This is a genomic window from Bacteroides muris (ex Fokt et al. 2023) (assembly GCF_024704895.1).
Taxonomy (GTDB): Bacteria; Bacteroidota; Bacteroidia; order Bacteroidales; family Bacteroidaceae; genus Bacteroides; species Bacteroides muris.
The window spans coordinates 127,368-150,231 of the sequence record NZ_JAMZEE010000003.1 but is presented as its reverse complement, the minus strand read 5'-3'; the positions used below and the strand labels follow the sequence as shown (position 1 = coordinate 150,231).

Sequence of the window (22,864 nt, the reverse complement as noted above, 5' to 3'; positions counted from 1 at the left end):
AAAATACTCTTTTTAGCTATTTATCTCTAACATCTTCTATCCCTATAAACAACGATGATAATCCTATAGACATCAATGAAGAAGAATACCCCCAGAAAAAGACAAACCATAAACAGCCAAGAACAAGCCACGGTGATTTATTACAAACAAGGCAATGCCGGAATAATAAGGTTCCACTCAAGACTAGCCCCAACAAACCAAATTTTAGAAAAATAGTATTCACTGATTCATGCATTCTAATAAAATATTCATTATTGTATTCTTCTAAAGAAAAAGCCGCAGGATTATAACCACCATATGCATAACGATAGTCTTGATGCCCTCCTCCAAATCCTTTTCCAAATAATGCAAACGAAGGATGCTTCACAAATTCTAAATTAGTATTCAGCAATTCCTCAATACGTATTTTAGGCGAAAGGGGCAAATTGGTATACCAATCAACATCAACAACAGAAACTAAAGACAAAGCCTGAACCAATTTAGATGAAGATAAAGAGTCTCCATCAGTTTTCTTCTCAACAATATTCAATAAAAAAGGAAACAATAAAAATACAACTATACTTCCTAATATCAATTTTAACTTGGCTCTTTTATACCAAAATATTAAGCAAGTCATTAATATCAGAAAAAAAACTAACCAAGATTTACCACCTAAAGCATTAGAGTAAGCAAATTGCATAAAAAAAGTAATACATGACAAAAATATTAGCAATACAAAATGATTATTACTATATTTCTTATAAAAAAGAAAAAAGACTATAGTAGTAGAAAAGAAAAAAGACAAAGGCATTAACATTATTTCATTTGTACCATAAAATCCCTTAGCTCCAACTAATGAAACAAATAAAGCTGCCAATACCATAGCCACTAATACTGAAAATATTATTAATTCCAGTTTCTGCTTAAATTGAGGATAAATCAAAGATGAATACATGAAATATAATGCATACACATTAAATACCCCAAGAATCATTAAATCTTTTACAAAAAAGGAAAAATGAAATGTTTTTGATGTACTATCTGTAAACAAGGACAATACTCCCATTACAATTCCTAAAACCAGCGTTATAGATACAAAACTAAATAAAAAAGGAAATTTTTTAGAAATAGTTTTCCAAATAGAACCATTACCTAACATTTTAGGCAAAGGCCATAGAGATAATAATAAGAAAAAATAACCACTTATTAAAGGAAGCATTATTATTGATGGAACGAACTTCAATGATTCATCTACAAACATTGGAAACTCAAACGTGGTTGCCAATATGATAACTAATGTATAAAGATATAAATCAAGTCTGCGTTTCAATGCTAAAAATAATAATATACCGCTTTCACAAATAGCTATAATAGAAGCAACAACTAATATTTTTACCGTTAGTGCATGTAGCAAGTATAGCAAAAACACTAATACTACAATACGCCAATCCAATATTCCATTTTTATAACAAAATTTCATTCAATTGAGATGTTATTACTTGATCTGAATGTGCACTCAAAAAAGAAGTATAGACTTCTTCATTTACATTTAGAGCTATATTATCTAAAAGTATTTTCTTCATTAAATCATCAACCCCTTCAAAAAAGGAACAACAAGAAGGATATCTTTGTGCATAATACCTTACAATAGGAATATTTCTCCCTATAACTTTTTTCTTCGCAACCAAAGCATCCAACAAAACACCAGAAAATCGATATTTAAAATAATCTGGATAAAGGATTAAAACCCCTTTCGCCTTTCTATAATAATCTATATAATGCTCTTCTGCCAAAAAACCTGTCACTATATTTATAGATAATGGTAACTCATTAAATGAGTTCTGCGTTCTCAAAACAAGATGAATATTGTTTCTTTCTAAACAATGTTTTTGCTTCTCATACTCTATCAAATCATGAATGATATTTTCATCATTTGCATGTCCTAATGCTATATACATATTTAGTCCATTAGTATTTTGCATTTTTGATGTAAAAGAAAGATCTGGCAATGGATGTGATATTACAAAAATCCGGTTTGCGCTTACACCAATACTTACTAAATAGTCTTTTATAAAATCCGCAAATACTACATGGTTTACTTTATTCATATACGTTTTGAAAATCTTGCGCTTATATTTATTCAGTAAATGATCTGTATTATTATGATGGAACAAATATATGGGTTTACAAATAACTAAACGTAAAAGAGTAAAAGACAGTGTATCAAACGTAAAAAAAAACACCTTATCATAGCGTATTCTTAAACACAGAAATACTATTAATATCGAGTTTAAGAATTGACAAATATAATTTAGATAGGCATTTTTACTTTTAAAAAGGAAAGAGACATTATAACTTGTCACTTTATTGGAATGGTTCGCATAATAATCTTGATAATCTATGAGTTTTACTTCTGCTATTTTCTCATTTCGAAGTAATATTTCCAATAAATGTTTATTCAAGCAACAATGTCCCTTTGGGAATATCGTATCAGCGATTAAAAGCCTCATACAAAAATTATAAAAAAGAAGTTATTCTTCCGCAAGCCTTTCCGTCCCCATAAGGATTCACCGCCTTACTCATTTCCTCATAATGCGCCTCATCATCCAGCAAAGCAGAGACCTCATTTACAATCTTATCATAATTTGTTCCTACCAATTTTACCGTACCAGCTTCCAATGCCTCCGGACGTTCCGTCGTATCACGCATCACAAGTACCGGCTTGCCAAGCCCGGGAGCTTCTTCCTGAATACCACCACTGTCTGTCAGAACAATAGTAGATTTCTCCATCAGATAAACAAAAGAGAGATACTCCAAAGGCTCTATAAAAAACATATTTCCTAGATTGGATAAATCCTCACCAAATACTTCATGAATGGGTTTGCGAACATTGGGATTCAAATGCATCGGATAAACAAAGTCAACATCGGGATATCGTTTTGTAAGAGCCTGAATAGCCTTACACATAGACATGAATCCGTCACCGAAATTTTCACGACGATGACCTGTTATCAAAACTAATCTCTTTCCATCCTGCAAACGGTTAATGTCATAACCGGAAGTTCTCAAAACACCTTCCAATTCTTCATCAAGTTTCTTATCGCTCTTTATCTTATCTACAACCATGTAGAGTGCATCTATTACCGTATTTCCGGTCACAATAATAGAAGATTCCTTTACCCCTTCATCCAACAGATTCTGTCGGCTTAACGGTGTGGGAGAAAAATGATAAGTAGCAATGCGTCCTGTTATCAGCCGATTCATCTCCTCTGGCCAAGGACTATAAATATTATGAGTACGAAGTCCCGCCTCTACATGCCCCACCGGAATCTGCTGATAAAAAGCAGCCAATGCCGAAGCCGTAGAAGTGGTTGTATCACCATGAACCAAAACAACATCCGGCTGTGCCTCTTTCAAGACATCCCGCATCCCCGTCAAAACACGGGCTGTCACATCATATAAATCCTGCCCTTGTTTCATAATATTCAAATCATAGTCAGGAGTAATATCAAATATATGTAACACTTGATCAAGCATTTCGCGATGTTGACCGGTAACGCATACGATTGTCTTGAACTCCTCCGGATATTTCTGAAATTCTTTCACCAGGGGAGCCATCTTTATGGCTTCGGGGCGAGTCCCGAAAACCAGCATAATTTTCTTCATACTATAGGGGATTAATTATTTCTTATAGATTCCGCAAAAGTCAAGAATTACTTTCCGGTCATTATGTGGCAAGGATTTAAATACAGAATGAGCAACCAGAAAAACAACGATATCAGCCTTCTCATAGGCTTCTTTATAGTCTGTAAGTTTAAACACATTGTGTTCCTGCACATTAGGTTCCACGACTAATATATCCGCATTATTACAGCTTTGCATCACTTTGGTAGTAATATACTTGGCAGGAGCTTCACGCAAATCATCAATATCGGGTTTAAAGGCCAGTCCCATCATGGCAATGATAGGTTTACGATGATATTCCAATTCAAACTTCAACATGGCATTCTGCACTTTCTCTGCACACCAGAATGCTTTATAGTTATTGATTTCGCGAGCGGTAGATATGATTTTAGATTCCATAGGAAATTCTGCCGTAATGAAATAAGGATCAACCGCTATACAGTGTCCTCCAACGCCACAACCTGGTTGAAGAATATTCACACGGGGATGCTTGTTCGCCAAGTTTATCAATTCCCAGACATTGATTCCTGCTTTATCACAAATCAGAGAGAGTTCATTGGCAAAAGCTATCTGTACATCACGGGAGGAGTTTTCTGTCAGTTTACACATTTCTGCCGTTTTACAATTAGTGCGATGGAGCGTTCCTTGTACAAACTTACTATAAAACTCAATGGCCTTATCTGTAGAGGCTTCATTCAGACCTCCAATAACTCGATCATTATGAACTAACTCATAAATGACGTTCCCTGGAAGAACACGCTCCGGACAATAAGCAATATAAATTTTATCTCTCAATTCCGGACGTAATCCAAATATCAAATCACACATTTTATCAGTAGTACCTACCGGTGATGTAGATTCTATGACATACAAATCTCCCTCTTTCAACAAAGGTATTACGGCACGGGTAGCAGCTTCCACGTAAGAAATATCAGGCTCATGATTTCCCTTAAAAGGAGTAGGCACCACCATAAAATAGGCATCACTCACTTCCGGAGTTGTAGAAGCCTTCAACTGACCGGTAGTAACGACTTCTTGAAGAAGCTCCTGCATACCTGGCTCAATGATATGCAACTCACCCTGATTAGTCATTTCTACAACTTTGGGATTAATATCAACCCCGATAATCTGAATTCCGTGTTTAGCAGCAATAATCGCAGTAGGCAGGCCAATATAACCCAATCCCATAAAACATGCTTTCATATCAATAAAAGTTATCTATTTTTTATGATTTCCTTATCACACCCAAATCCTATTCCACTTCCTCAAACGGATACGGATTCTCCTCAATATTCCTCAACTCCTTCACAGCCTCTACCTGTTCCGCAGTCATAGTCTCCTTAGCCCAACTGTCTACAATAGCATGAGCCTCCTGAAGCAAAGACTCCTCATAAACCTCGCCATACGTATAAGCCAGCAAGCGGACTTTGAGCAAAGAAACCGGAAGCCGGTCCAAAACCTGACAAGCACGATTCAAGACAACCTGTTTCTTTTGCTCTTTATCTCCATCATCATAAATGGTAGCATTATACCCCATCAAAAGAGCCAGGCACAAATTCGCCTCCTCTTCAACATCGGAACCTTGAACGGGAAAAAGGGAATCGGACTGAACAAGCACCTCCTTGTTCAATCGACAAAACGTATCGGAATAGACGGGAGTACCGTCCATGCCAAAATACATCAACTCATGAGCAACACGTTGAAGCTCAAGAGCACGGGAAAGTAAAGAATTCATCTTTATATTAAGTTTTCTATTATTTGTGTGAATCAGGAATTGTTCATCACTTGCCTGTTGCTGCAATGTGGTAGCAGCAATGCTCTGAAAGACAGAATCTTTCTGCTTTATACTTTTTTATCGATACTAAAGTGCCGCTTTATACGCGTTAAAGTACTGCTTTATTAGTATTAAAGTACTGCTTTATCGCAGATAAAGTAACGCTTTATTACTGATGAAGAGTTTGTAAAGCTGCTATGAATTGATAATAAGCAAGTTGAATATGATTATTAATCTTTTATGATTTTCAGATAGGATTTGGGAACCTTGACACTTGCCGTCAAAAGGTCTTTGATGCGGATTACAACGTATGTTTTATTGGCTTCGATGGCAACCTCACCTTCAATGCCGCTAAGTTCTCCTTTGATAACCTTTACTTTATGCCCGACAGTAAGCATTTCGCTATCAAGGCTGACACCGTCAGGATTCAAGTCCATCACGAACATAAAGTCCTCCATCTGCTTATCCGGCACCACCAGCATGGAATGCGTGGAAAGGTCCTTCATATAAAAAAGAGGGACATTATAAATGTTGGAAATATCGCAGGCCGTCTGTTTGGTGGAATGAACAAATACCAGATTACGAATTACCGGAACTTCACTACGTTTACGACGATACTTCAATTGAGAAACCACAAAGCGCGTAGGAAGGTAATAGTCAAGGTCCAAATGCTCTTCCGATTTAAGTCGGTCTAAAGATTTCCGGACTGTGAATTCTTGCTTATCACGGGTGCGAGCCGCAAACCAATACTTCTGTTGTTCAGCCACTTAGGATTTTTCTTTCGAATGAATTAGCTCAGTTGCGGGTGCGCTTCGCGGTTTGAACGAGACATTTTCCCACCCAAACCGTATTGTACACTTTTGCAATGATAATAGGCTATTAAAGAAGATATTAGACTCATAGAAGTGTCCAATAAACGTTCGTTTAATGAACGCCTGTTTTCAAGAAAAGAAGCAAAGACTTAAAAATTGAAAAGGAACAGAACTTTAATATTTAAAATATTATTCGTATACTATTGTAATTCAATATATTGAAATAAGATAAAAACTATTTTGGAAATATTTTTATTAGACATTTTGTTAGTTCAAAAAATACAGCTTATCTTTGCGTTCATTAAACGAACGTTTAAAAAACACCTCGCCATTCCCAATATATAATCTTACTCAAGCTTCACAAGTTCAATTTGCTGATTTCAGCCCATCGTCTGGAATATATTTTCCACGCCTTGAAGAAATCCATTCCGGTGTCAGCTGTAAGCAATCCGTTCCATTTGCCATGCTGAGTCCTTCGCACAAGAAAGATTCTTATACCGGTACACCTCCGAACGTGGGTCAAACATGATGTAGTTGCATTTGAGCTTTCTGCTATACTTCTGCAACTTGAGCTTCTTGCCGAATTTTATAAGCACATGGGACGTAAGGCCTCCGTGTTCGGCATAGTGTTTTGTCTTGCCGTTCTTACCTACCTTTATCATGCCGAGCCAACGACATCTGACGTGGCGGCTATGGATAAACCGGACAATCTCCTTATTCGTAAACCAACTGTCTGCCAATACATAGCTGAACTTTATACCCCAGTGTACAGCCCGCTTTACCATCTCTCCAACGACGGCGAAGTCAAGAATAATCTGAGAGACACCATCGGTGACAGCCGCACAGAGACAAGTCTTTGATATCCGAGAGAAAAAGGAATAATTTTGTGTACCGGCATCGGCTCTGAGTAATTTTATGCCTCTACCTCTGAAAATCTGTACTTACGAAACATAAATTAATATCATGTCATGCAGGATATTAACAACGTGTGATACAAAAAACAAATATCGTGTCGGCAGGATATTAACTTCCTGCAAACACGATATTTACTTCTTAAATCCGACTCTCCTTTCCACAGATACCAATTTATACTTCGGCAACAGCCACAAATCTTAAAAAAGGTGCAACACAAAGACTTAAAATATAACAAGTGTTACAAACACAGATTTTATACCCATACGTATCATCCCCAACTCTCCCAGCGAAAAAAACTATGTCTCAGCATAATCAAGCTAATGCTTGTTTCTGCGCTCGACTTTTTATATCTTTGCGTTGCTTTTTGCGGGTGCAAGCACGCATAAAGCAACTTAACTAACAATAAATCAATAATTAAAAACAGAAAATTATGGCAATGCATACATGGTTTGAATGTAAGATCCGTTACGAGAAAACAATGGAAAATGGAATGAATAAGAAGGTAACAGAACCATATCTGGTGGATGCCCTCAGCTTTACGGAAGCGGAAGCACGTATCATCGAAGAGATGACACCGTTCATTTCGGGAGAATTTACCGTATCGGACATCAAACGCGCCAACTATAGCGAATTGTTCCCCAGCGAGGAGGAAGCTGCCGACCGCTGGTTTAAATGCAAACTGGTATTCATCACACTGGACGAGAAAAGCGGTGCGGAAAAGAAAACCTCTACCCAGGTATTGGTGCAGGCAGCCGACCTGCGTGATGCAGTGAAAAAACTGGATGAGGGCATGAAGGGCACAATGGCCGACTACCAGATAGCATCTGTAGCTGAAACTGCCTTGATGGATGTATATCCGTATAGTGCAGAGCCCGACGACAAACCGGAAGTGTAACTCGCAATGTGCCAATGTGCTAACATACACATTGGCACATTGCCGCATTACCCCCCCCAAGACGATGATTGCAGAGAATTTAAAACAAATACTGAGCGAACTGCCTGAAAAGGTACGGTTGGTGGCTGTTTCCAAATTTCACCCCAATGAGGCGATAGAAGAAGCGTATCGTGCCGGCCAGCGCGTGTTCGGAGAAAGCAAGGTGCAGGAAATGACCGCCAAATACGAAAGTCTGCCCAAAGACATAGAATGGCATTTCATCGGGCATCTGCAAACAAACAAGATAAAATATATTGTTCCTTACGTAGCGCTGATTCACGGCATAGACTCCTACAAGCTGTTGGCCGAAGTGGACAAGCAGGCTGCCAAAGCCGGAAAAACCGTCAACTGCCTGCTGCAGTTGCACATTGCCCGGGAAGAAACCAAGTTTGGATTCAGCTTTGACGAATGTCGGGAAATGCTGGCGGCTGGTGAGTGGAGGAAGCTCAAGCATATCCGGATATGCGGATTGATGGGCATGGCCACGAATACGGACAATGACGAACAAATCAGAACAGAGTTTTGTTCTTTAAGCAGCTTCTTCAATGAAGTGAAAGCCAAGTGGCTTGCCGATGCAGAGTCATTCCGGGAACTGTCCATGGGGATGTCTCACGACTACCACGAGGCCATTGCAGCCGGAAGCACCTTGATACGCGTAGGAAGCAAGATTTTTGGAGAAAGAAACTATTAACCATAAAAGATCATTATCATGGCAACATTAGAAACTACTTTTGCAGGGTTGAAACTCAAAAACCCCATTATTGTCAGCAGCTCCGGACTAACAGACAGTGCCGCCAAGAACCAAAAATTATCTGAAGCCGGCGCAGGTGCCATTGTGCTAAAATCACTCTTTGAAGAGCAAATTATGATGGAGGCTGACTGGATGGGAGACCCGAACATGTACCCCGAAGGCAGTGACTATCTTGTAGGATATATCCGCGAACATAAGCTGGGTGAATATCTGAACCTGATCAAGGAAAGCAAAAAGGTTTGCAATATCCCCATCATAGCCAGCATCAACTGCTATCAGAATGCTGACTGGGTGGAATTTGCCGCAAAAATAGAGGAGGCCGGTGCAGATGCACTGGAAATCAATATCCTTGCCCTGCAGACGGATGTACAGTATACGTACGGAACCTTCGAGCAGCGCCACATCGACATCCTGAGCCACATCAAGAAGACGGTCAAGATACCTGTCATCATGAAACTGGGCGACAACCTGACCAACCCAATAGCCCTGATAGACCAGCTGTACGCCAACGGCGCCGCTGCAGTAGTGCTGTTCAACCGTTTCTATCAGCCGGACATCAATATTGAGAAAATGATACAAGTATCAGGCAATGTATTCAGCAATGAATCTGATTTGTACAAAGCCCTGCGCTGGATAGGCATCGCTTCGGCAGCCGTAAACAAGCTCGATTATGCAGCTTCCGGTGGCATCCACTCACCCGAAGGTGTGGTCAAAGCAATATTGGCAGGTGCTTCGGCTGTAGAGATATGCAGTGTGCTTTATCAGAATTCGGCAACCCTCATCGAGGAGTATGTCCGTTTCCTCAACGCGTGGATGGACCGCAAAGGCATGGAAACCATCGGCCAGTTCAAAGGTATTCTGAACGTAAACGACCCGAAGGGAGTCAATACCTTCGAACGTACGCAGTTCCTAAAGTACTTCTCTTCGCATGAATGAGGCAAAAGGGGGACAAGAAGACAATAAAAATGAAAGGGTGATAACACTACAACGATGTTATCACCCTTTCATTTTATACTATACCTTATCTTCTATTCCTTCTTATCCAGTACCTCAAAGCAGGAATTCTTGCTCACGAACTCCGGAACAATATCCTTCATAGCAGCAACAATTTTCATCTGGTCATAAGTATAACTTACATCAATCAACTTCTGGATACGCTCCTTCACCTCATCATAGTCATACTCACGTACCGTGGCAATCATTATCTTTTCATGATGGGTGGGTTTTGTAAGCTCCTTCACATTGAGGAGTTCCTCATAAAGCTTTTCACCGTGGCGGAGACCGGTAAACTCAATCTTCACATCTGTGCGACCGGAAAGGCTGATCATACGCTTGGCAAGGTCTACAATCTTCACCGGCTTACCCATGTCAAAGATATAGATTTCACCACCGTTGCCCATACTGCCGGCCTCAAGAACAAGACGGCAAGCCTCGGGAATGGTCATGAAGTAACGGATTATCTCAGGATGGGTCACCGTCACCGGACCACCACGCTGAATCTGGTCGCGGAAACGGGGAATGACAGAACCGTTGGAACCCAGAACATTACCGAAACGCGTAGTGATGAACTGAGTGGCACGGCCTCCCTCCTTCTGCAACTTCTTCGCAAGAGACTGCACATAAATCTCGCAGATACGTTTGGAACAACCCATCACGTTGGTAGGGTTGACAGCCTTGTCCGTAGAAATCATCACAAACTTCTCGGCACCGTATTTCACAGCAAGATCGGCCATGGTGCGCGTACCGAATACGTTCACCTGGATGGACTCGGAAACGTTGTCCTCCATCATCGGAACATGCTTGTAGGCGGCTGCATGGAAAATATACTGGGGCTTGAACTCCCTGAAAATGTCCTCCATACGCGTAGCATTGGAGATGTCGGCTATGATGGTCTCAGTATCGATGTCGCGCCAACAATCCTGAAGTTCCAGACGGATGTCGTGCAGAGGAGTCTCGGCCTGGTCTACTAAAATAAGCTTATAGGGATTGAACGAAGCTACCTGACGCATGATTTCGCTGCCGATGGAACCGGCGGCACCCGTAATCATCACACGCTTGCCCTCCAGATGAGAGGCGACCTTATGGATATCTATCTCAATGGGATTGCGCTGAAGCAAGTCCTCAATCTGGATTTCCTTCAGCTGCGTGGGGCTCAGCGCCTGGCCATTCCACTCGCTCAAAGGGGGTGCGGTCATCAGTTTGATGTTGTGCACCAGCAGGCGGTCAGCCATGTCGGACTTCTTCAGTTCCTCCATCTTGGCAGGAGAAATGATGATGGTCTGCACATCACGGTCGTTCAGCACATCAATCAGCGTATCATCGTTGGGGAACACCTTGACACCCATCATCACCTTATTGATAAGCTCAGGTTCGTCCGCAATGAATCCGCGCAGGCGATAATGGTTGCGCAGATTGACGCGCAATGCCTTGGCAATGTTGACCCCGGCTTCCTTGGCACCGTAAATAAACACGTTGGCACTGTGAGTACCGTCGAAATTCAGCGCCTCGAAAACAGTTTTGACAACTACACGAGAACATGCCATCATGGCAAAATTGATGATATAGGACATGAACAGCACACTGATTGGAGCCAAGCGGAATTCCAAATAGCTTGCCGTCAAGACACTCATTATCATCAACAGCGCATAAGAAACCGTCAATGCCACAAAAATGCGCAAAATATCCACAAAGGAAGAAAAGCGCAATACATTAGAATACGTGCGGAAAACGCGAAAGAAAATAAGATTGACAACTACCGTCCACAGAACAGTCTTGTCAATGGTAGAAGGTTCCAAAAAGATACTTCGGAAATCATATCGGAGAGCATAGGCCAATATGCAGGATATGACGATAATAAACACATCAATCAATAGAATAGTCCATATCGGAAGCACTTTTGCGGAAAGATACCGATGAAAAAATGTTTGCTTCATTTCATTTGACAGTTTTGTTTTAGATTCAGCAAAGATACACTATTTTAATCAAAACAGACAATAAATCGATAAAAAAATGTTATAACAATATTTATCGTCCACAAAAAAATCATCCCGCCTCCCCCCCCGTTTTAACAGTCGGAAAGCGGGATAAAAATAGTTTTATCTCGAAAAATACGAATCCGCTACATTAAGTTACTTGCCAATTCGCTCAACTGGCTACGTTCTCCTTTCACCAGATTAACATGAGCAAACAAATTCTGTTCTCTCATACGGTCTATCATATAGACAAGCCCGTTGGACTGACTGTCCAGATAGGGTTGGTCTATCTGCTGAATATCACCGGTAAACACCATTTTTGTGCCTTCGCCAGCACGAGTGATGATAGTCTTAATCTCATGTGGGGTCAGATTCTGGGCTTCATCAATAATACAGTAGGTCTCGCTCAAGCTGCGCCCGCGAATAAAGGCTAATGCCTCGATAACCAATTGTTCACTTTTTTGCATATCCTCCAAGCGTTTCACTTCAGAGGAATTGGTAGCGAACTGATGCTTGATTACATTCAAATTATCGAACAAAGGTTGCATGTAAGGAGCCACTTTCTCATTGGCATCACCGGGAAGGAATCCAAGGTCTTTATTGGATAGGGCCACGATGGGACGTGCCAAAAGAATCTGCTTGTAGTCGGTAAGTTTACCCAATGCGGCGGCCAGTGCCAGCAGGGTCTTGCCGGTTCCCGCCTTACCGGTCAGGGCAACCAGCTTGATGTTCGGGTCGTTCAGCACCTCAAAAGCAAAACTCTGCTCGGCATTGCGCGGTTCAATCCCATAGTTCTTAGTCTTGTTGACCCGGCAAATCGAATGGGTAAAGGGATTATAACGTGCAAGCACACTGCTGCGGTCACTCTTCAACACAAAGCATTCATTGGGACGAATGATGTCCTTAAAATCGAACTCGTTAATGTCCAGTCCCTCTTTGGAGGAATAAATGCGGTCTATCAGCGCAGGTTCAATGCCCTCGAACACTTCATTCGACTTTTCGAATATATCCACATTGATTACCTTATCATTAATGTAGTCCTCACACAGCAGACCGATGGAACGCGCTTTCATGCGCAGATTCACGTCTTTCGTAACAAGGATGGTTTTCATCTTGGGCTTTTGAGTGGAAAGCCAGTCCGCCACCGACAGAATCTGATGGTCGGGAATGCGTTCGGGAAAGGAATCACGTACCCGAGGAGAGTCCACCATGCCTGCCACCACAAACAGGCGGCCCAAACCCTCTCCCAATGGCGCTCCTTTGGTGAACAGATTGTCATCAGTAATCAAATCAAGCTCACGGACAAACTCACGGGCATTGAAATTAATCTGTTCATTGCCTTTCTTGAATTTGTCCAATTCTTCAAGGACTACGATGGGAAGATAAATGTCGTTCTCTTGAAAATTTTTCAGACAGTTATAATCGTGAAGAATCACATTCGTATCAATCACAAAATTTTTTTTAGCTCCCATACACGTTAGATTTAAATTGTTAATACCTTTGCACAAACTTAAGACAAGCTACCCTGCAAGCGATTTCAAGCAAGCTTGATTGCTTTCGGTTTGCATTATCTTTGTTGCTTTTAAAGATAACAAATTAATAGGGAGAAAGGATTGCTTCTCCGTTAAATATTATAAAAGATGGATTATCAGGACACTTTAACTTACTTATATAACAGTACACCCATGTTTCAGCAAGTGGGCGGCTCAGCATACAAGGAAGGGTTGGAAAACACACTGACTCTGGACGCACACTTCGGACATCCCCACCGCAGCTTCAGGAGCATTCATGTGGCCGGAACCAATGGAAAGGGGTCTTGCTCACATACACTTGCTGCCATACTGCAAGAGGCGGGATATAGGGTCGGACTATATACCTCACCCCATCTGGTGGACTTCCGGGAACGCATCCGGATTAACGGACAGCCTATACCCGAGGAGTACGTCATCCGTTTTGTAGAGCAGGAACGTGGCTTCTTCGAGCCCCTCCATCCCTCCTTCTTTGAACTGACCACTGCCATGGCCTTCCGCTACTTTGCCGATGAGAAGGTTGATGTAGCCGTAATCGAGGTGGGACTAGGCGGACGCCTGGACTGTACCAATATCATCCGTCCGGATGTATGCATCATCACCAACATCAGTTTTGACCATACTCAATTCCTGGGGAGTACCCTGGCAAAAATCGCAGGAGAGAAGGCAGGAATCATTAAAAGCAATATCCCCGTTGTAATCGGCGAGACCACTCCCGAAACGAAACCGGTGTTTCTGGAAAAAGCACAGACAACGGGCGCTCCCATCTACTTTGCCGAGGAAAATGACCGTGAGGACTATCCCGGAATAGAATACGAACTGAAAGGGCTCTACCAACAGAAAAATGCCCGGACTGTACTTACCTCCCTCCCGCTACTGAAAGAAGTCGGCTACCGGCTGGACGGACAAGCGGTGCGTAGCGGCTTTGCCCATGTAACGGAACTGACGGGCTTGATGGGACGCTGGCAAAAACTGCACGAATCGCCCACCCTGATTTGTGACACCGGGCACAATGTAGGAGGCATCACCTACATTACAGAACAACTGAAACAGCAGGCTTACCGCCAGCTACACATCGTCATAGGCATGGTGAATGACAAGGATATACGGGGGGTACTGGCCTTGCTGCCCCGAGAAGCGACCTACTACTTCACCAAAGCCAGCGTGAAGCGGGCATTGCCCGAAAACAAACTGCAGGAGCTTGCCGAAGCAGCAGGTCTGGAAGGGCATTGCTATCCTGACGTACCCACCGCCGTGCGGGCCGCACAAGAAAAAAGCCTCCCGGAAGACTTCATCTTCGTGGGAGGCAGCAGTTTCATTGTGGCCGACTTGTTAGCGAACCGCAATGCACTCAATCTCTACTAAGGCGTCTTTGGGCAATGCCTTCACAGCAACAGCCGAACGTGCCGGAAAAGCACCGTCAAAATAGGTGGCATATACCTTATTCATATCAGCAAACAAGGACATGTCTGCCAGGAAAACGGTAGTCTTCACAATATTCGCCATACCTAACCCTGCCTCTTCCAGGATATGCTTTATATTCTCCAAAGATTGACGGGCCTGCGCCTCCGCACCTTCAGCCATCACTCCGGTAGTTGCGTCAATGGGCAACTGACCTGATACAAATACCATTCCACCGGCCTCAACAGCCTGACTATAAGGGCCTATGGCACCCGGTGCCTTTTGGCTGCAAATCACTTTCTTCATAATTGTCAAAGTTTATTTTTATTAATAATCGAATCTACTTTCCTTTTTTGAAACAAAAAAACCGAAGCATATGCAGTATTCCGGAAATCCACGCATTTTATAGATAGAATAACGCAATTTCACTCATAACCTATTATACCTAGACTTAACTCATTTAACTTGGGGAGTTCCCCAAAACCAGAGGCTCTGCTTTAGCAGAGCCTTTATTCTATCTCCTCCTTTTACTTGCAATGCTTCTCAATCAAGGCATCCACATTGGGGTCTCCCAATTCCTTTGCCTTGGCAAAGCTGGCACAAGCTTCCTTGTCCTTCTTCATCTGCAGCTGGGCAATGCCCATCAGACGATAGCCCTCAGCATATTTGGGGTCTTTCTCCAAGGCAACCTTCAACACATTCAATGCCTCTTCGTAGCGTCCCACGCGAAGATTCACCACTGCCAGTTCGGCACGGTAAGTCAAATCCTCCGGATTCAACTCGATAGCCTTCGCCATATCATCAAGCGCACGCTGATACTGCTTAGCCTTCAAGGCAGCCTGCTCACGGTAATAGTAGAACATGTCGTTCACCTTACCGTTCACGGCATTATAATAGGCGTCATAATCCAGCATGGCATTACGCGCCTGGCCTGCATTCATACGGGCTTGTGCACGCTCCAGTAAGTAAGGGGCGGCTTCCTCCGTATAGGGCTGAGTAAAGCGGGTCACACAGCTGTCCATCAGAGCCAATACCTCTTCGGCAGGCGCCTGCATCAGTTCTTTAGTCTTGGCAGCGCTGAAAAAGGTAGCCGGAGATACCAGAACAGTCTTGTTCACTTTATCATAGCTGGCAAACGCTGACGGATAGTCCTGCTTAGCAAACTGGATGTCACCCTCCAACTGGACATAAACCGGAAGTTCGTCAATGGCTATTGCTTTCCGTACTTCATCCAGAGCCTTGTCGAGCGACCAGTCCTTATAGGTCTTTTCGGGCTTACCCAATACATAATTATAGATTATCTTAGCCCGGTTGTAATATACATCATCCTTCTTTGCGGCAACCTCCAAAGCCTTGTCTACGTCTGTGGCAACCTTATCCATGGAATCATCTTCACGAGACATGAACAGATGCTGGGAAGCACGGCGCAGATAACCGTCGGCACTGGCAGGATATTGTGCAATGAAATCGTTCAGAATCTCCATATACTTCTCCGGAGACAATTGGGAAGAAGCCATGTAAAGGAACACCAAAGCCTGCTCTTCGGTATCGGGCAACGCCTTCTTGATACCGATACCCTTCAATGACATATCTCCATAAGACAATGCGGATATATTCTGCGACATGGCAAAATTGGCATCGATGGCATAGCAGATGGTAGCCGTATCTTGTCCGGAGGACTTCTGCGCCAGACCGAAGACTTGCCCGTCCATAGTCATCAGCGGACAACTCACCATCTTGTCCTTCAGACGCATATCAAGCGTATAATAGGAATAATTACCGGAAATCTTATCAGCCTCCTTTACTTTTCCGGCAGTGAAGGAACGGTCCTTCTGGGTGGAATAAGGTAGCAGATATACATCCGCACCGACAGCCGGAGCCACAGCAGCCAAAGTGAGTGCCGTGACTTTCTTTCCAGAAATACCGACACGGAACTTGACAACATCGTACATGTCATCGGCTCCCATAATGGCCTCCACCGGTATCTGAGCCCCGTCCGAGCCCACCACAACGGCACGTTGGGCGCCTTTGAACAAGGTATAGTCAGAAAGTGCAACACCATCTTCAGTGACAAAAAAACCGTTTCCGGTATTCAGTATTTTATCGTTCCGGTCGTAGGTCACCACCGAGAAAACGGCACGTTTGGCTTTGTCTACCCACTTCGGGGCTTGCGCCACACTCCACTGAGCCAATAAACAGAGAGTGAGCATTAACAGCAGTTTCTTTTTCATATCTTAGTTGGTTCTTTGTTTCACCGCTTCATAAATCAAAATACCGGCCGCAACGGAAACATTGAGGGACTCGATAGTTCCCAACATAGGAATCTTCACCCACTCGTCACACAACGCCAGGTTGTCATAGGACACCCCTTTGTCTTCGGCACCCATAATGATGCACATCGGACCGGTATAGTCGGCTTTGGTATAGTCATAATCGCCCTTCTCTGTGGCCGCCACAATATGAAAGCCACTGTTCTTGAGGAATTGCAAGGTCTCTTTCAGGCTGTGTTCGCGGCAAACGGGCAAGGTGTGCAAGGCTCCTGCCGAGGTTTTCATGGCATCTGCGTTGACAGACACACTGTTCCGTGCAGGGATAATCACGGCATCTACCGCCGCGCACTCGCAAGTACGGGCAATGGCACCGAAATTACGAACATCCGTGATGCCATCAAGCATCACAAACAGAGGATTCTTGCCTTGCTCGAAAAGGAAGGGTACCAAATCTTCCGTCTTCTGGTAAGTAACTGAAGAGATGAAAGCAATTACTCCCTGGTGATTCTTACGCGTCACGCGGTTGATGCGTTCCAACGGAACGCGCTGTACCGGTATCAAAGTCCCTTTCAAGACAGCAAACAACTCTTTTGACAAATCACTCTGAATGTCCTTCTTTACCAATATCTTGTCTATCTCTTTTCCTGCCTGAATGGCTTCAATCACGGCACGGATGCCGAAAATCATTTCACTGTTATCAACCATGTAGTTATTTACTATTTAACAATTTACTATTTACTATTTGCTACTTCCATCAACGCCCTAGCATTATTCAATGCTGCTTCGGTCAACTTAGCGCCACTCAACATGTGGGCTATTTCTTCCACCCGTTCGTCGTCGGTCAAACGACGGATATGGCTGTTTGTTTCCGTCTCGTTGTCCTGCTTGTACACCTTGTAATGGGCGCGTCCACGGGCAGCAATCTGAGGCAGATGGGTGATGCTGATTACCTGGCGGTCCTGCTCACCCATCTCCTGCATGATATCTGCCATGCGGTCGGCTATCTCGCCGGAAACTCCGGTATCTATTTCGTCGAATACAATGGTGGGGAGCTTGACAGCACCAGCTATCATTGCTTTAATGGAGAGCATGACGCGGGCTATTTCACCACCCGAAGCTACAGAGGAGATGCTTTGCAATGCCCCGTTCTTATTCGCAGAGAACAAGAAGTTCACAGTATCCGCCCCATGTATGCCCGGCTCCTTGCGGACACCTATCTCTACTTGAAAACGGACATTGGGCATGCCCAACGGAATCAGCCGCGCAGCCATCTGCTTCTCCACTTCGCAAGCAGCGGCAATACGCGCCTTGGTGAGGACGACAGCCTGCTTTTTCACCTTATTATATAAAGCGTCACAACGCGCTTTCAGCTCCTCAATGCGCTCGTCGGACGAAGTAATGGCGGAGAGTTTCGCGGTATACTCATCCGTCAGCGTCAGAAGTTCGCCGACAGTAGCAACGCGATGCTTCTGTTGGAGCGTATAAATCAGATTCAGACGTTCGTTTACTTCCTCCAGACGTTCGGGGTTGAATTCTATTTCATCCTCCTTACCCGACACTTCCTGCGAAATATCCTTCAGCTCGATATAAGTGCTTTCCATGCGTTCGGCAAGTTCTCCGGCAACCGGATAAACCCTCTGCAAGCCGAGCATTGTATTCAAGCATTCCTTCAACCCGGACAACAAGCCGCCTTCATCCGAGTAGAGCGTCTGCCCTACCCGATAGAGTCCGGCCTTTATCTCTTCCGCATGGCTCAGCGTATCTGCCTCTTGCTCCAGCTCCTCTTGCTCACCGACAGACAAGTGTGCCTCTTCCAACTGTTCCAGTTGGAAACGAATATAGTCTTCGTCTGACTTGTCTTGGTTGGCACGGGCAACAAGGGCTTCCAAATCCTGCTGTGCCTCCTTCCACTCTCCGAAGATATTCTGATAAGCAGACAAGGCCTCTTCATTATGCGACAGGATGTCTAGTACATTCAACTGAAATCCCTCCTTGTTCAACAAAAGGTTCTGATGCTGGGAATGCACGTCAATCAGTAACTCTCCCAATTCCTTCATCTGAGCCAATGAAGCAGGTGTATCATTGATGAATGCCCTGCTCTTGCCCGAAGCGGACACCTCACGACGCAAGATGCATTCTTCCTCGTACTCCAGCTCATTCTCCTCAAAAAAGAGCTGCATACTGTAAGCGGAAATATCAAAACGGGCCTCGATGATGCACTTAGATGCTCCCACACGAATGGCCTTCACGTCGGCACGCTGCCCCAGGAGCAGACCAATGGCACCTAGAATAATGGATTTTCCAGCACCGGTCTCACCCGTTATCACCGAGAAACCGCTACTGAAGCTGATATCGAGCTTTTCAATAAGTGCATAATTCTGTATGTAAAGCGAACGCAACATAAGGATATTTACGATTGGAAAATTTACTATTTACTATTTCAAAGTCAATTCCTTCACCAGACGGTCCACGATGTCGGCAGCCACTTCAGCCTTGGACTTCAATGGGTAGTCCGTCTTTCCATGGCAATCTATAATACTGATTTTATTGGTATCGCAACGAAAACCAGCCCCCTTGTCGTTCAAGGAGTTCAGCACGATGAAGTCCAGATTCTTGCGGTTGAGCTTGTCTTCCGCATTCATCTGCTCGTCATGAGTCTCAAGGGCAAAGCCTACGAGAAGGCGTCGACGGAACGCCGTATCGTTCTTCAGATTACCTAAGAAAGCGGCTATGTCACGGGTAGGTTTCAAGTTCAAACTCATCTTTCCGGTCTTTTCGCGTTTGATTTTCTCATCAGCAACTTGTTCGGGAGTATAGTCTGCCACAGCAGCTGTCAAGATGGCGACATCGGCATGGACGAAGGCTGCGGATGCAGCATCGAACATCTCCCGCGCCGACTCTACCACATGGTATTGGTGCATCGGAAAGTAAGTGGTCTGCTGTACCGGACCGGTAATCAGTATCACCTTGGCTCCCCTTGCAGCGCATTCGTCTGCCAAGGCAAATCCCATCTTACCGGAAGAATAGTTGCCGATGAAGCGTACTGGGTCTATTTTCTCATAAGTAGGCCCTGCGGTTATCATCACTGTCTTACCCATCAGGTCTCCCTCTTTGGCAGCAAAGTACATCTCCAGATGGCAGATGATATTCTCCGGCTCCTCCATACGGCCTTTCCCCACCAGATGGCTGGCGAGTTCTCCCGTAGCGGGTTCTATAATATGGTTTCCATAAGAGCGGAGTATATCCAGATTTTTTTGGGTGGAAGGATGGGCGTACATATCCAAGTCCATGGCAGGTGCCACAAATACCGGAGCTTTAGCAGAGAGATAAGTGGTAATCAGCATATTGTCTGCCACACCATTTGCCATCTTACCAATGGTAGAAGCCGTTGCCGGAGCAATCAGCATGGCATCTGCCCACAGCCCCAAGTCCACATGGCTGTTCCAGGTGCCATCGCGCTGTGCAAAGAACTCACTGATGACCGGTTTACCGGTGAGGGCAGAGAGCGTGATGGGGGTAATGAATTCCTTACCGGCAGATGTAATGACCACCTGCACCTCTGCACCACGCTTAATCAGTCCGCGAATAATATAGCATGCTTTATAGGCGGCAATGCTGCCCGTAATGCCTAATACTATTTTCTTCCCTTTCAGTATATTTGCCATTTATTTCTGAGTTATTTCACGCAGACGTATTCTAGTCAGCGTAGCTTTGGTATTCAAAGTAAAATCACTGTTCAAAATCCAGCTGTAATAGCCGGGATCACGTTTCAGAACATCGGATACCGACATACCCTTATACTTGCCGAAATTGAATACTTCCACCCCTTTTTCATCGTAGACCATACGGCCCGCAAAGTCCACATTCTTGTTGAAGCTGGAATAGTCGGCAAGGAAAGCCACGTCATTCTGCAACTCCGGATAACGGTCCAACTGCGACATCAGCACCTCGTAAGTGGCACGTGTGTCGGCCTCTGCCGTATGAGCATCTTCCAGATTCTTGCCACAATAGAATTTATAGGCGGCAGACAGCGTGCGTTGCTCCATCTTGTGGAAAATGACCTGCACGTCCACAAACTTGCGGCGGCTCATGTCAATGTCCACACCGGCACGAAGGAACTCTTCCGCCAGGACGGGGATATCAAAACGGTTGGAGTTGAAGCCAGCCAAGTCGCATCCTTCAATGTCATTGGCTATATTGCGCGCCACTTCCTTGAATGTGGGGCAGTCAGCTATATCGGCATCGTAGATGCCATGAACGGCAGATGCTTCGGCAGGAATGGGCATTTCGGGATTGATACGCATGGTTTTGGACTCCTCATTCCCGTTGGGATATACCTTTAGGTAACAGATTTCGACAATTCGGTCTGAATTGATATTGGTACCCGTAGTCTCCAAATCAAAAAAGACTATCGGATTTTTCAGATTCAATTTCATTGTTTTTTCGTTTTATAAGCTCTGGCTATGTGAGCTATAAATTATAAGTTTGAATTACAAGCCACGAGCTACAAGTACCGTGCGGCATAATTGCGCAGCCACTTGTAGCTCGTAACTCATAATCCGATTGTAATATTCATCAGTCATTCAGCATCATCGGCATCAGCAACATCAGCAAGTCTTCGTTCTCTTCCTGTTCTACCGGGATGATGACACCTGCACGTGAAGGATCTGCCAGTTCGATAGCAATTTCATCGGCAGAAATATTATTCAGAATGTCAATCAGGAAAGTGGACTTGAAACCGATGCTCATCAGATTGCCCGCATACTGGCAAACCAGCGTTTCTTCAGCCGATGTAGAGAAGTCGATGTCCTGTGCAGAGATGACAATCTGATTCTCCTTCATGCGCAACTTGATAAGGCTGCTTGCCTGCGAAGAGAAGATGGACACACGACGCAAAGCACCGAGCAGTTGCAGGCGATCTACCGTCACTTTATAAGGATTGTTCTGCGGAATCACAGAATTGTAGTTTGGATATCTCCCTTCAATAAGGCGGCACACCATGCGGTAGCTTTCGAGTGTGAACACAGCGTTACGTTCGTCGAACTCAATAGTCACCATGCCTTGTTCCTTCGGTAGCAGGTTCTTCATCAGCGAAGCCGGCTTCTTGGGCAGGATAAAGGCGGCACGCTCGTTGCCCTTGGCAGCCAGTGTCTTGCAACGCACCAGTTTATGACCGTCTGATGCCACCATCGTGATATCCTCCGTTGTGATATCGAAATAGATACCGTTCATCACGGGACGAAGTTCGTCATCAGCCGTGGCAAACACAGCACGGTTGATACCACCCAGCAACACTTGTGCATCCATTTCCACACGTACGGCATTGTCACCCAACATGGCAGACTGCGGAAACTCGTCTGCATTCTGACCCATCAGACTGTATTTACCGTTCTGATACTGTACCGTGATTTCAAGGGAATCCGTATTAATTTCAAAAGTCAACGGTTGTTCGGGAATTTCCTTCAAAGCGTCCAAAAGAGTTTTGGCTGTAACGGCAAAACGGCCGTCCATATCACTTTCATTCACTTCCACTGTAGTGACCATCGTCGTTTCACTATCAGAAACAGTGGCAGACAAGGTTCCGTCTTGCAGCTCAAAGAGGAAACAATCCAAAATAGGCAGCGCATTCTTCGAATTAATCACGCGGCTGATAGCCTGTAAATGACTGGAAAGCGCAGTACTCGAAACGATAAATTTCATATCTTCTGTATATTTAAGTTTTTTATTTTGCTAGTGTCTCAAACAGACGGACAAAGTTAAAAAAAGAATTCCCTACAACAAAGAAATACAAAGAAAAAACAGCCGAATATTCGTCTCATATTCCTAAAAAATCGTAACTTCGC

Annotated in this window: 20 protein-coding genes; 5 read left to right on the top strand and 15 right to left on the bottom strand. The window is 44.0% G+C overall.

Going from position 1 to position 22,864, the window contains the following annotated elements:
* Positions 1-16 precede the first annotated feature (16 nt).
* The 6 genes from M1B78_RS02285 to M1B78_RS02260 form a co-directional block, all read right to left on the bottom strand.
* Entirely contained in the window at positions 17-1,459 is a 1,443-nt protein-coding gene (locus tag M1B78_RS02285) for a hypothetical protein (RefSeq protein WP_117588523.1), read from the bottom strand.
* A complete protein-coding gene (locus M1B78_RS02280; protein WP_257939781.1) occupies positions 1,443-2,087 on the bottom strand; it encodes a hypothetical protein in 645 nt (214 codons plus the stop codon). The genes M1B78_RS02285 and M1B78_RS02280 overlap by 17 nt, the downstream gene beginning before the upstream one ends.
* A gap of 409 nt (positions 2,088-2,496) precedes the next feature.
* Positions 2,497-3,645, bottom strand: a complete 1,149-nt coding sequence (gene wecB / locus M1B78_RS02275) for a non-hydrolyzing UDP-N-acetylglucosamine 2-epimerase (RefSeq protein ID WP_257939780.1) — start codon at positions 3,643-3,645, stop codon at positions 2,497-2,499.
* A 15-nt stretch (positions 3,646-3,660) separates the two neighbouring features.
* Positions 3,661-4,866, bottom strand: a complete 1,206-nt coding sequence (gene wecC / locus M1B78_RS02270; RefSeq protein WP_257931142.1) for a UDP-N-acetyl-D-mannosamine dehydrogenase — start codon at positions 4,864-4,866, stop codon at positions 3,661-3,663.
* A 49-nt stretch (positions 4,867-4,915) separates the two neighbouring features.
* Complete coding sequence (locus tag M1B78_RS02265) at positions 4,916-5,398, bottom strand: UpxZ family transcription anti-terminator antagonist (protein WP_257939779.1); 483 nt, start codon at positions 5,396-5,398, stop codon at positions 4,916-4,918.
* A gap of 269 nt (positions 5,399-5,667) precedes the next feature.
* On the bottom strand, positions 5,668-6,204 hold the full coding sequence (locus M1B78_RS02260; RefSeq protein ID WP_257931140.1) for a UpxY family transcription antiterminator: 537 nt from the start codon (positions 6,202-6,204) through the stop codon (positions 5,668-5,670).
* A gap of 641 nt (positions 6,205-6,845) precedes the next feature.
* Here M1B78_RS02260 and M1B78_RS02255 point away from each other — a divergent pair.
* From M1B78_RS02255 to M1B78_RS02240, 4 genes are all read left to right on the top strand, one after another.
* Positions 6,846-7,109 (top strand): hypothetical protein, encoded by a 264-nt coding sequence (locus M1B78_RS02255; protein ID WP_257939778.1) that lies wholly within the window; start codon positions 6,846-6,848, stop codon positions 7,107-7,109.
* 485 nt (positions 7,110-7,594) lie between these two features.
* Entirely contained in the window at positions 7,595-8,059 is a 465-nt protein-coding gene (locus M1B78_RS02250; protein WP_136009330.1) for a DUF4494 domain-containing protein, read from the top strand.
* Positions 8,060-8,123: 64 nt separating this feature from the next.
* Positions 8,124-8,789: a YggS family pyridoxal phosphate-dependent enzyme gene (locus tag M1B78_RS02245; RefSeq protein ID WP_176467772.1), complete on the top strand. Its 666-nt coding sequence runs from the start codon at positions 8,124-8,126 to the stop codon at positions 8,787-8,789.
* 18 nt (positions 8,790-8,807) lie between these two features.
* A complete protein-coding gene (locus M1B78_RS02240) occupies positions 8,808-9,785 on the top strand; it encodes a dihydroorotate dehydrogenase-like protein (RefSeq protein WP_257939777.1) in 978 nt (325 codons plus the stop codon).
* 92 nt (positions 9,786-9,877) lie between these two features.
* On the opposite strand, the gene M1B78_RS02235 is transcribed toward M1B78_RS02240, so the two are convergent.
* Together M1B78_RS02235 and M1B78_RS02230 are read right to left on the bottom strand one after the other, a co-directional pair.
* Positions 9,878-11,782, bottom strand: a complete 1,905-nt coding sequence (locus M1B78_RS02235) for a polysaccharide biosynthesis protein (protein WP_257939776.1) — start codon at positions 11,780-11,782, stop codon at positions 9,878-9,880.
* 185 nt (positions 11,783-11,967) lie between these two features.
* Entirely contained in the window at positions 11,968-13,293 is a 1,326-nt protein-coding gene (locus tag M1B78_RS02230; RefSeq protein WP_257939775.1) for a PhoH family protein, read from the bottom strand.
* A 168-nt stretch (positions 13,294-13,461) separates the two neighbouring features.
* Between M1B78_RS02230 and M1B78_RS02225 the strand changes: the two genes are divergently transcribed.
* Positions 13,462-14,715: a bifunctional folylpolyglutamate synthase/dihydrofolate synthase gene (locus M1B78_RS02225; protein ID WP_257939774.1), complete on the top strand. Its 1,254-nt coding sequence runs from the start codon at positions 13,462-13,464 to the stop codon at positions 14,713-14,715.
* On the opposite strand, the gene M1B78_RS02220 is transcribed toward M1B78_RS02225, so the two are convergent.
* From M1B78_RS02220 to dnaN, 7 genes are all read right to left on the bottom strand, one after another.
* The gene (locus M1B78_RS02220; RefSeq protein WP_257939773.1) at positions 14,683-15,057 is read right to left on the bottom strand and encodes a RidA family protein; all 375 of its coding nucleotides are present in this window, start codon (positions 15,055-15,057) and stop codon (positions 14,683-14,685) included. The genes M1B78_RS02225 and M1B78_RS02220 overlap by 33 nt on opposite strands.
* A 221-nt stretch (positions 15,058-15,278) precedes the next feature.
* A complete protein-coding gene (locus M1B78_RS02215; protein WP_257939772.1) occupies positions 15,279-16,982 on the bottom strand; it encodes a tetratricopeptide repeat protein in 1,704 nt (567 codons plus the stop codon).
* Positions 16,983-16,985: 3 nt separating this feature from the next.
* A complete protein-coding gene (gene rlmB, locus M1B78_RS02210; protein ID WP_136009323.1) occupies positions 16,986-17,726 on the bottom strand; it encodes a 23S rRNA (guanosine(2251)-2'-O)-methyltransferase RlmB in 741 nt (246 codons plus the stop codon).
* A 26-nt stretch (positions 17,727-17,752) separates the two neighbouring features.
* Positions 17,753-19,423 (bottom strand): DNA repair protein RecN, encoded by a 1,671-nt coding sequence (recN, locus tag M1B78_RS02205; RefSeq protein WP_136009322.1) that lies wholly within the window; start codon positions 19,421-19,423, stop codon positions 17,753-17,755.
* Positions 19,424-19,456: 33 nt separating this feature from the next.
* A complete protein-coding gene (gene coaBC / locus M1B78_RS02200; RefSeq protein WP_257931133.1) occupies positions 19,457-20,686 on the bottom strand; it encodes a bifunctional phosphopantothenoylcysteine decarboxylase/phosphopantothenate--cysteine ligase CoaBC in 1,230 nt (409 codons plus the stop codon).
* Positions 20,687-21,457 carry a 3'-5' exonuclease gene (locus M1B78_RS02195; RefSeq protein ID WP_136009320.1) on the bottom strand — a complete coding sequence of 257 codons (771 nt, stop codon included), beginning with the start codon at positions 21,455-21,457 and terminating at the stop codon, positions 20,687-20,689.
* A 139-nt stretch (positions 21,458-21,596) separates the two neighbouring features.
* A complete protein-coding gene (gene dnaN / locus M1B78_RS02190; RefSeq protein WP_257939771.1) occupies positions 21,597-22,721 on the bottom strand; it encodes a DNA polymerase III subunit beta in 1,125 nt (374 codons plus the stop codon).
* Positions 22,722-22,864 lie beyond the last annotated feature (143 nt).

Coding starts and splice junctions, on each gene's coding strand:
- M1B78_RS02215 (WP_257939772.1), bottom strand. CDS start 16,982: ATGAAAAAGAAACTGCTGTTAATGCTCACTCTCTGTTTATTGGCTCAG.
- M1B78_RS02285 (WP_117588523.1), bottom strand. CDS start 1,459: ATGAAATTTTGTTATAAAAATGGAATATTGGATTGGCGTATTGTAGTA.
- M1B78_RS02245 (WP_176467772.1), top strand. CDS start 8,124: ATGATTGCAGAGAATTTAAAACAAATACTGAGCGAACTGCCTGAAAAG.
- M1B78_RS02280 (WP_257939781.1), bottom strand. CDS start 2,087: ATGAATAAAGTAAACCATGTAGTATTTGCGGATTTTATAAAAGACTAT.
- M1B78_RS02195 (WP_136009320.1), bottom strand. CDS start 21,457: ATGAAATTGAATCTGAAAAATCCGATAGTCTTTTTTGATTTGGAGACT.
- M1B78_RS02255 (WP_257939778.1), top strand. CDS start 6,846: ATGGGACGTAAGGCCTCCGTGTTCGGCATAGTGTTTTGTCTTGCCGTT.
- M1B78_RS02235 (WP_257939776.1), bottom strand. CDS start 11,782: ATGAAGCAAACATTTTTTCATCGGTATCTTTCCGCAAAAGTGCTTCCG.
- recN (WP_136009322.1), bottom strand. CDS start 19,423: ATGTTGCGTTCGCTTTACATACAGAATTATGCACTTATTGAAAAGCTC.
- M1B78_RS02220 (WP_257939773.1), bottom strand. CDS start 15,057: ATGAAGAAAGTGATTTGCAGCCAAAAGGCACCGGGTGCCATAGGCCCT.
- M1B78_RS02265 (WP_257939779.1), bottom strand. CDS start 5,398: ATGAATTCTTTACTTTCCCGTGCTCTTGAGCTTCAACGTGTTGCTCAT.
- M1B78_RS02230 (WP_257939775.1), bottom strand. CDS start 13,293: ATGGGAGCTAAAAAAAATTTTGTGATTGATACGAATGTGATTCTTCAC.
- M1B78_RS02250 (WP_136009330.1), top strand. CDS start 7,595: ATGGCAATGCATACATGGTTTGAATGTAAGATCCGTTACGAGAAAACA.
- dnaN (WP_257939771.1), bottom strand. CDS start 22,721: ATGAAATTTATCGTTTCGAGTACTGCGCTTTCCAGTCATTTACAGGCT.
- coaBC (WP_257931133.1), bottom strand. CDS start 20,686: ATGGCAAATATACTGAAAGGGAAGAAAATAGTATTAGGCATTACGGGC.
- M1B78_RS02225 (WP_257939774.1), top strand. CDS start 13,462: ATGGATTATCAGGACACTTTAACTTACTTATATAACAGTACACCCATG.
- M1B78_RS02240 (WP_257939777.1), top strand. CDS start 8,808: ATGGCAACATTAGAAACTACTTTTGCAGGGTTGAAACTCAAAAACCCC.
- wecB (WP_257939780.1), bottom strand. CDS start 3,645: ATGAAGAAAATTATGCTGGTTTTCGGGACTCGCCCCGAAGCCATAAAG.
- rlmB (WP_136009323.1), bottom strand. CDS start 17,726: ATGGTTGATAACAGTGAAATGATTTTCGGCATCCGTGCCGTGATTGAA.
- wecC (WP_257931142.1), bottom strand. CDS start 4,866: ATGAAAGCATGTTTTATGGGATTGGGTTATATTGGCCTGCCTACTGCG.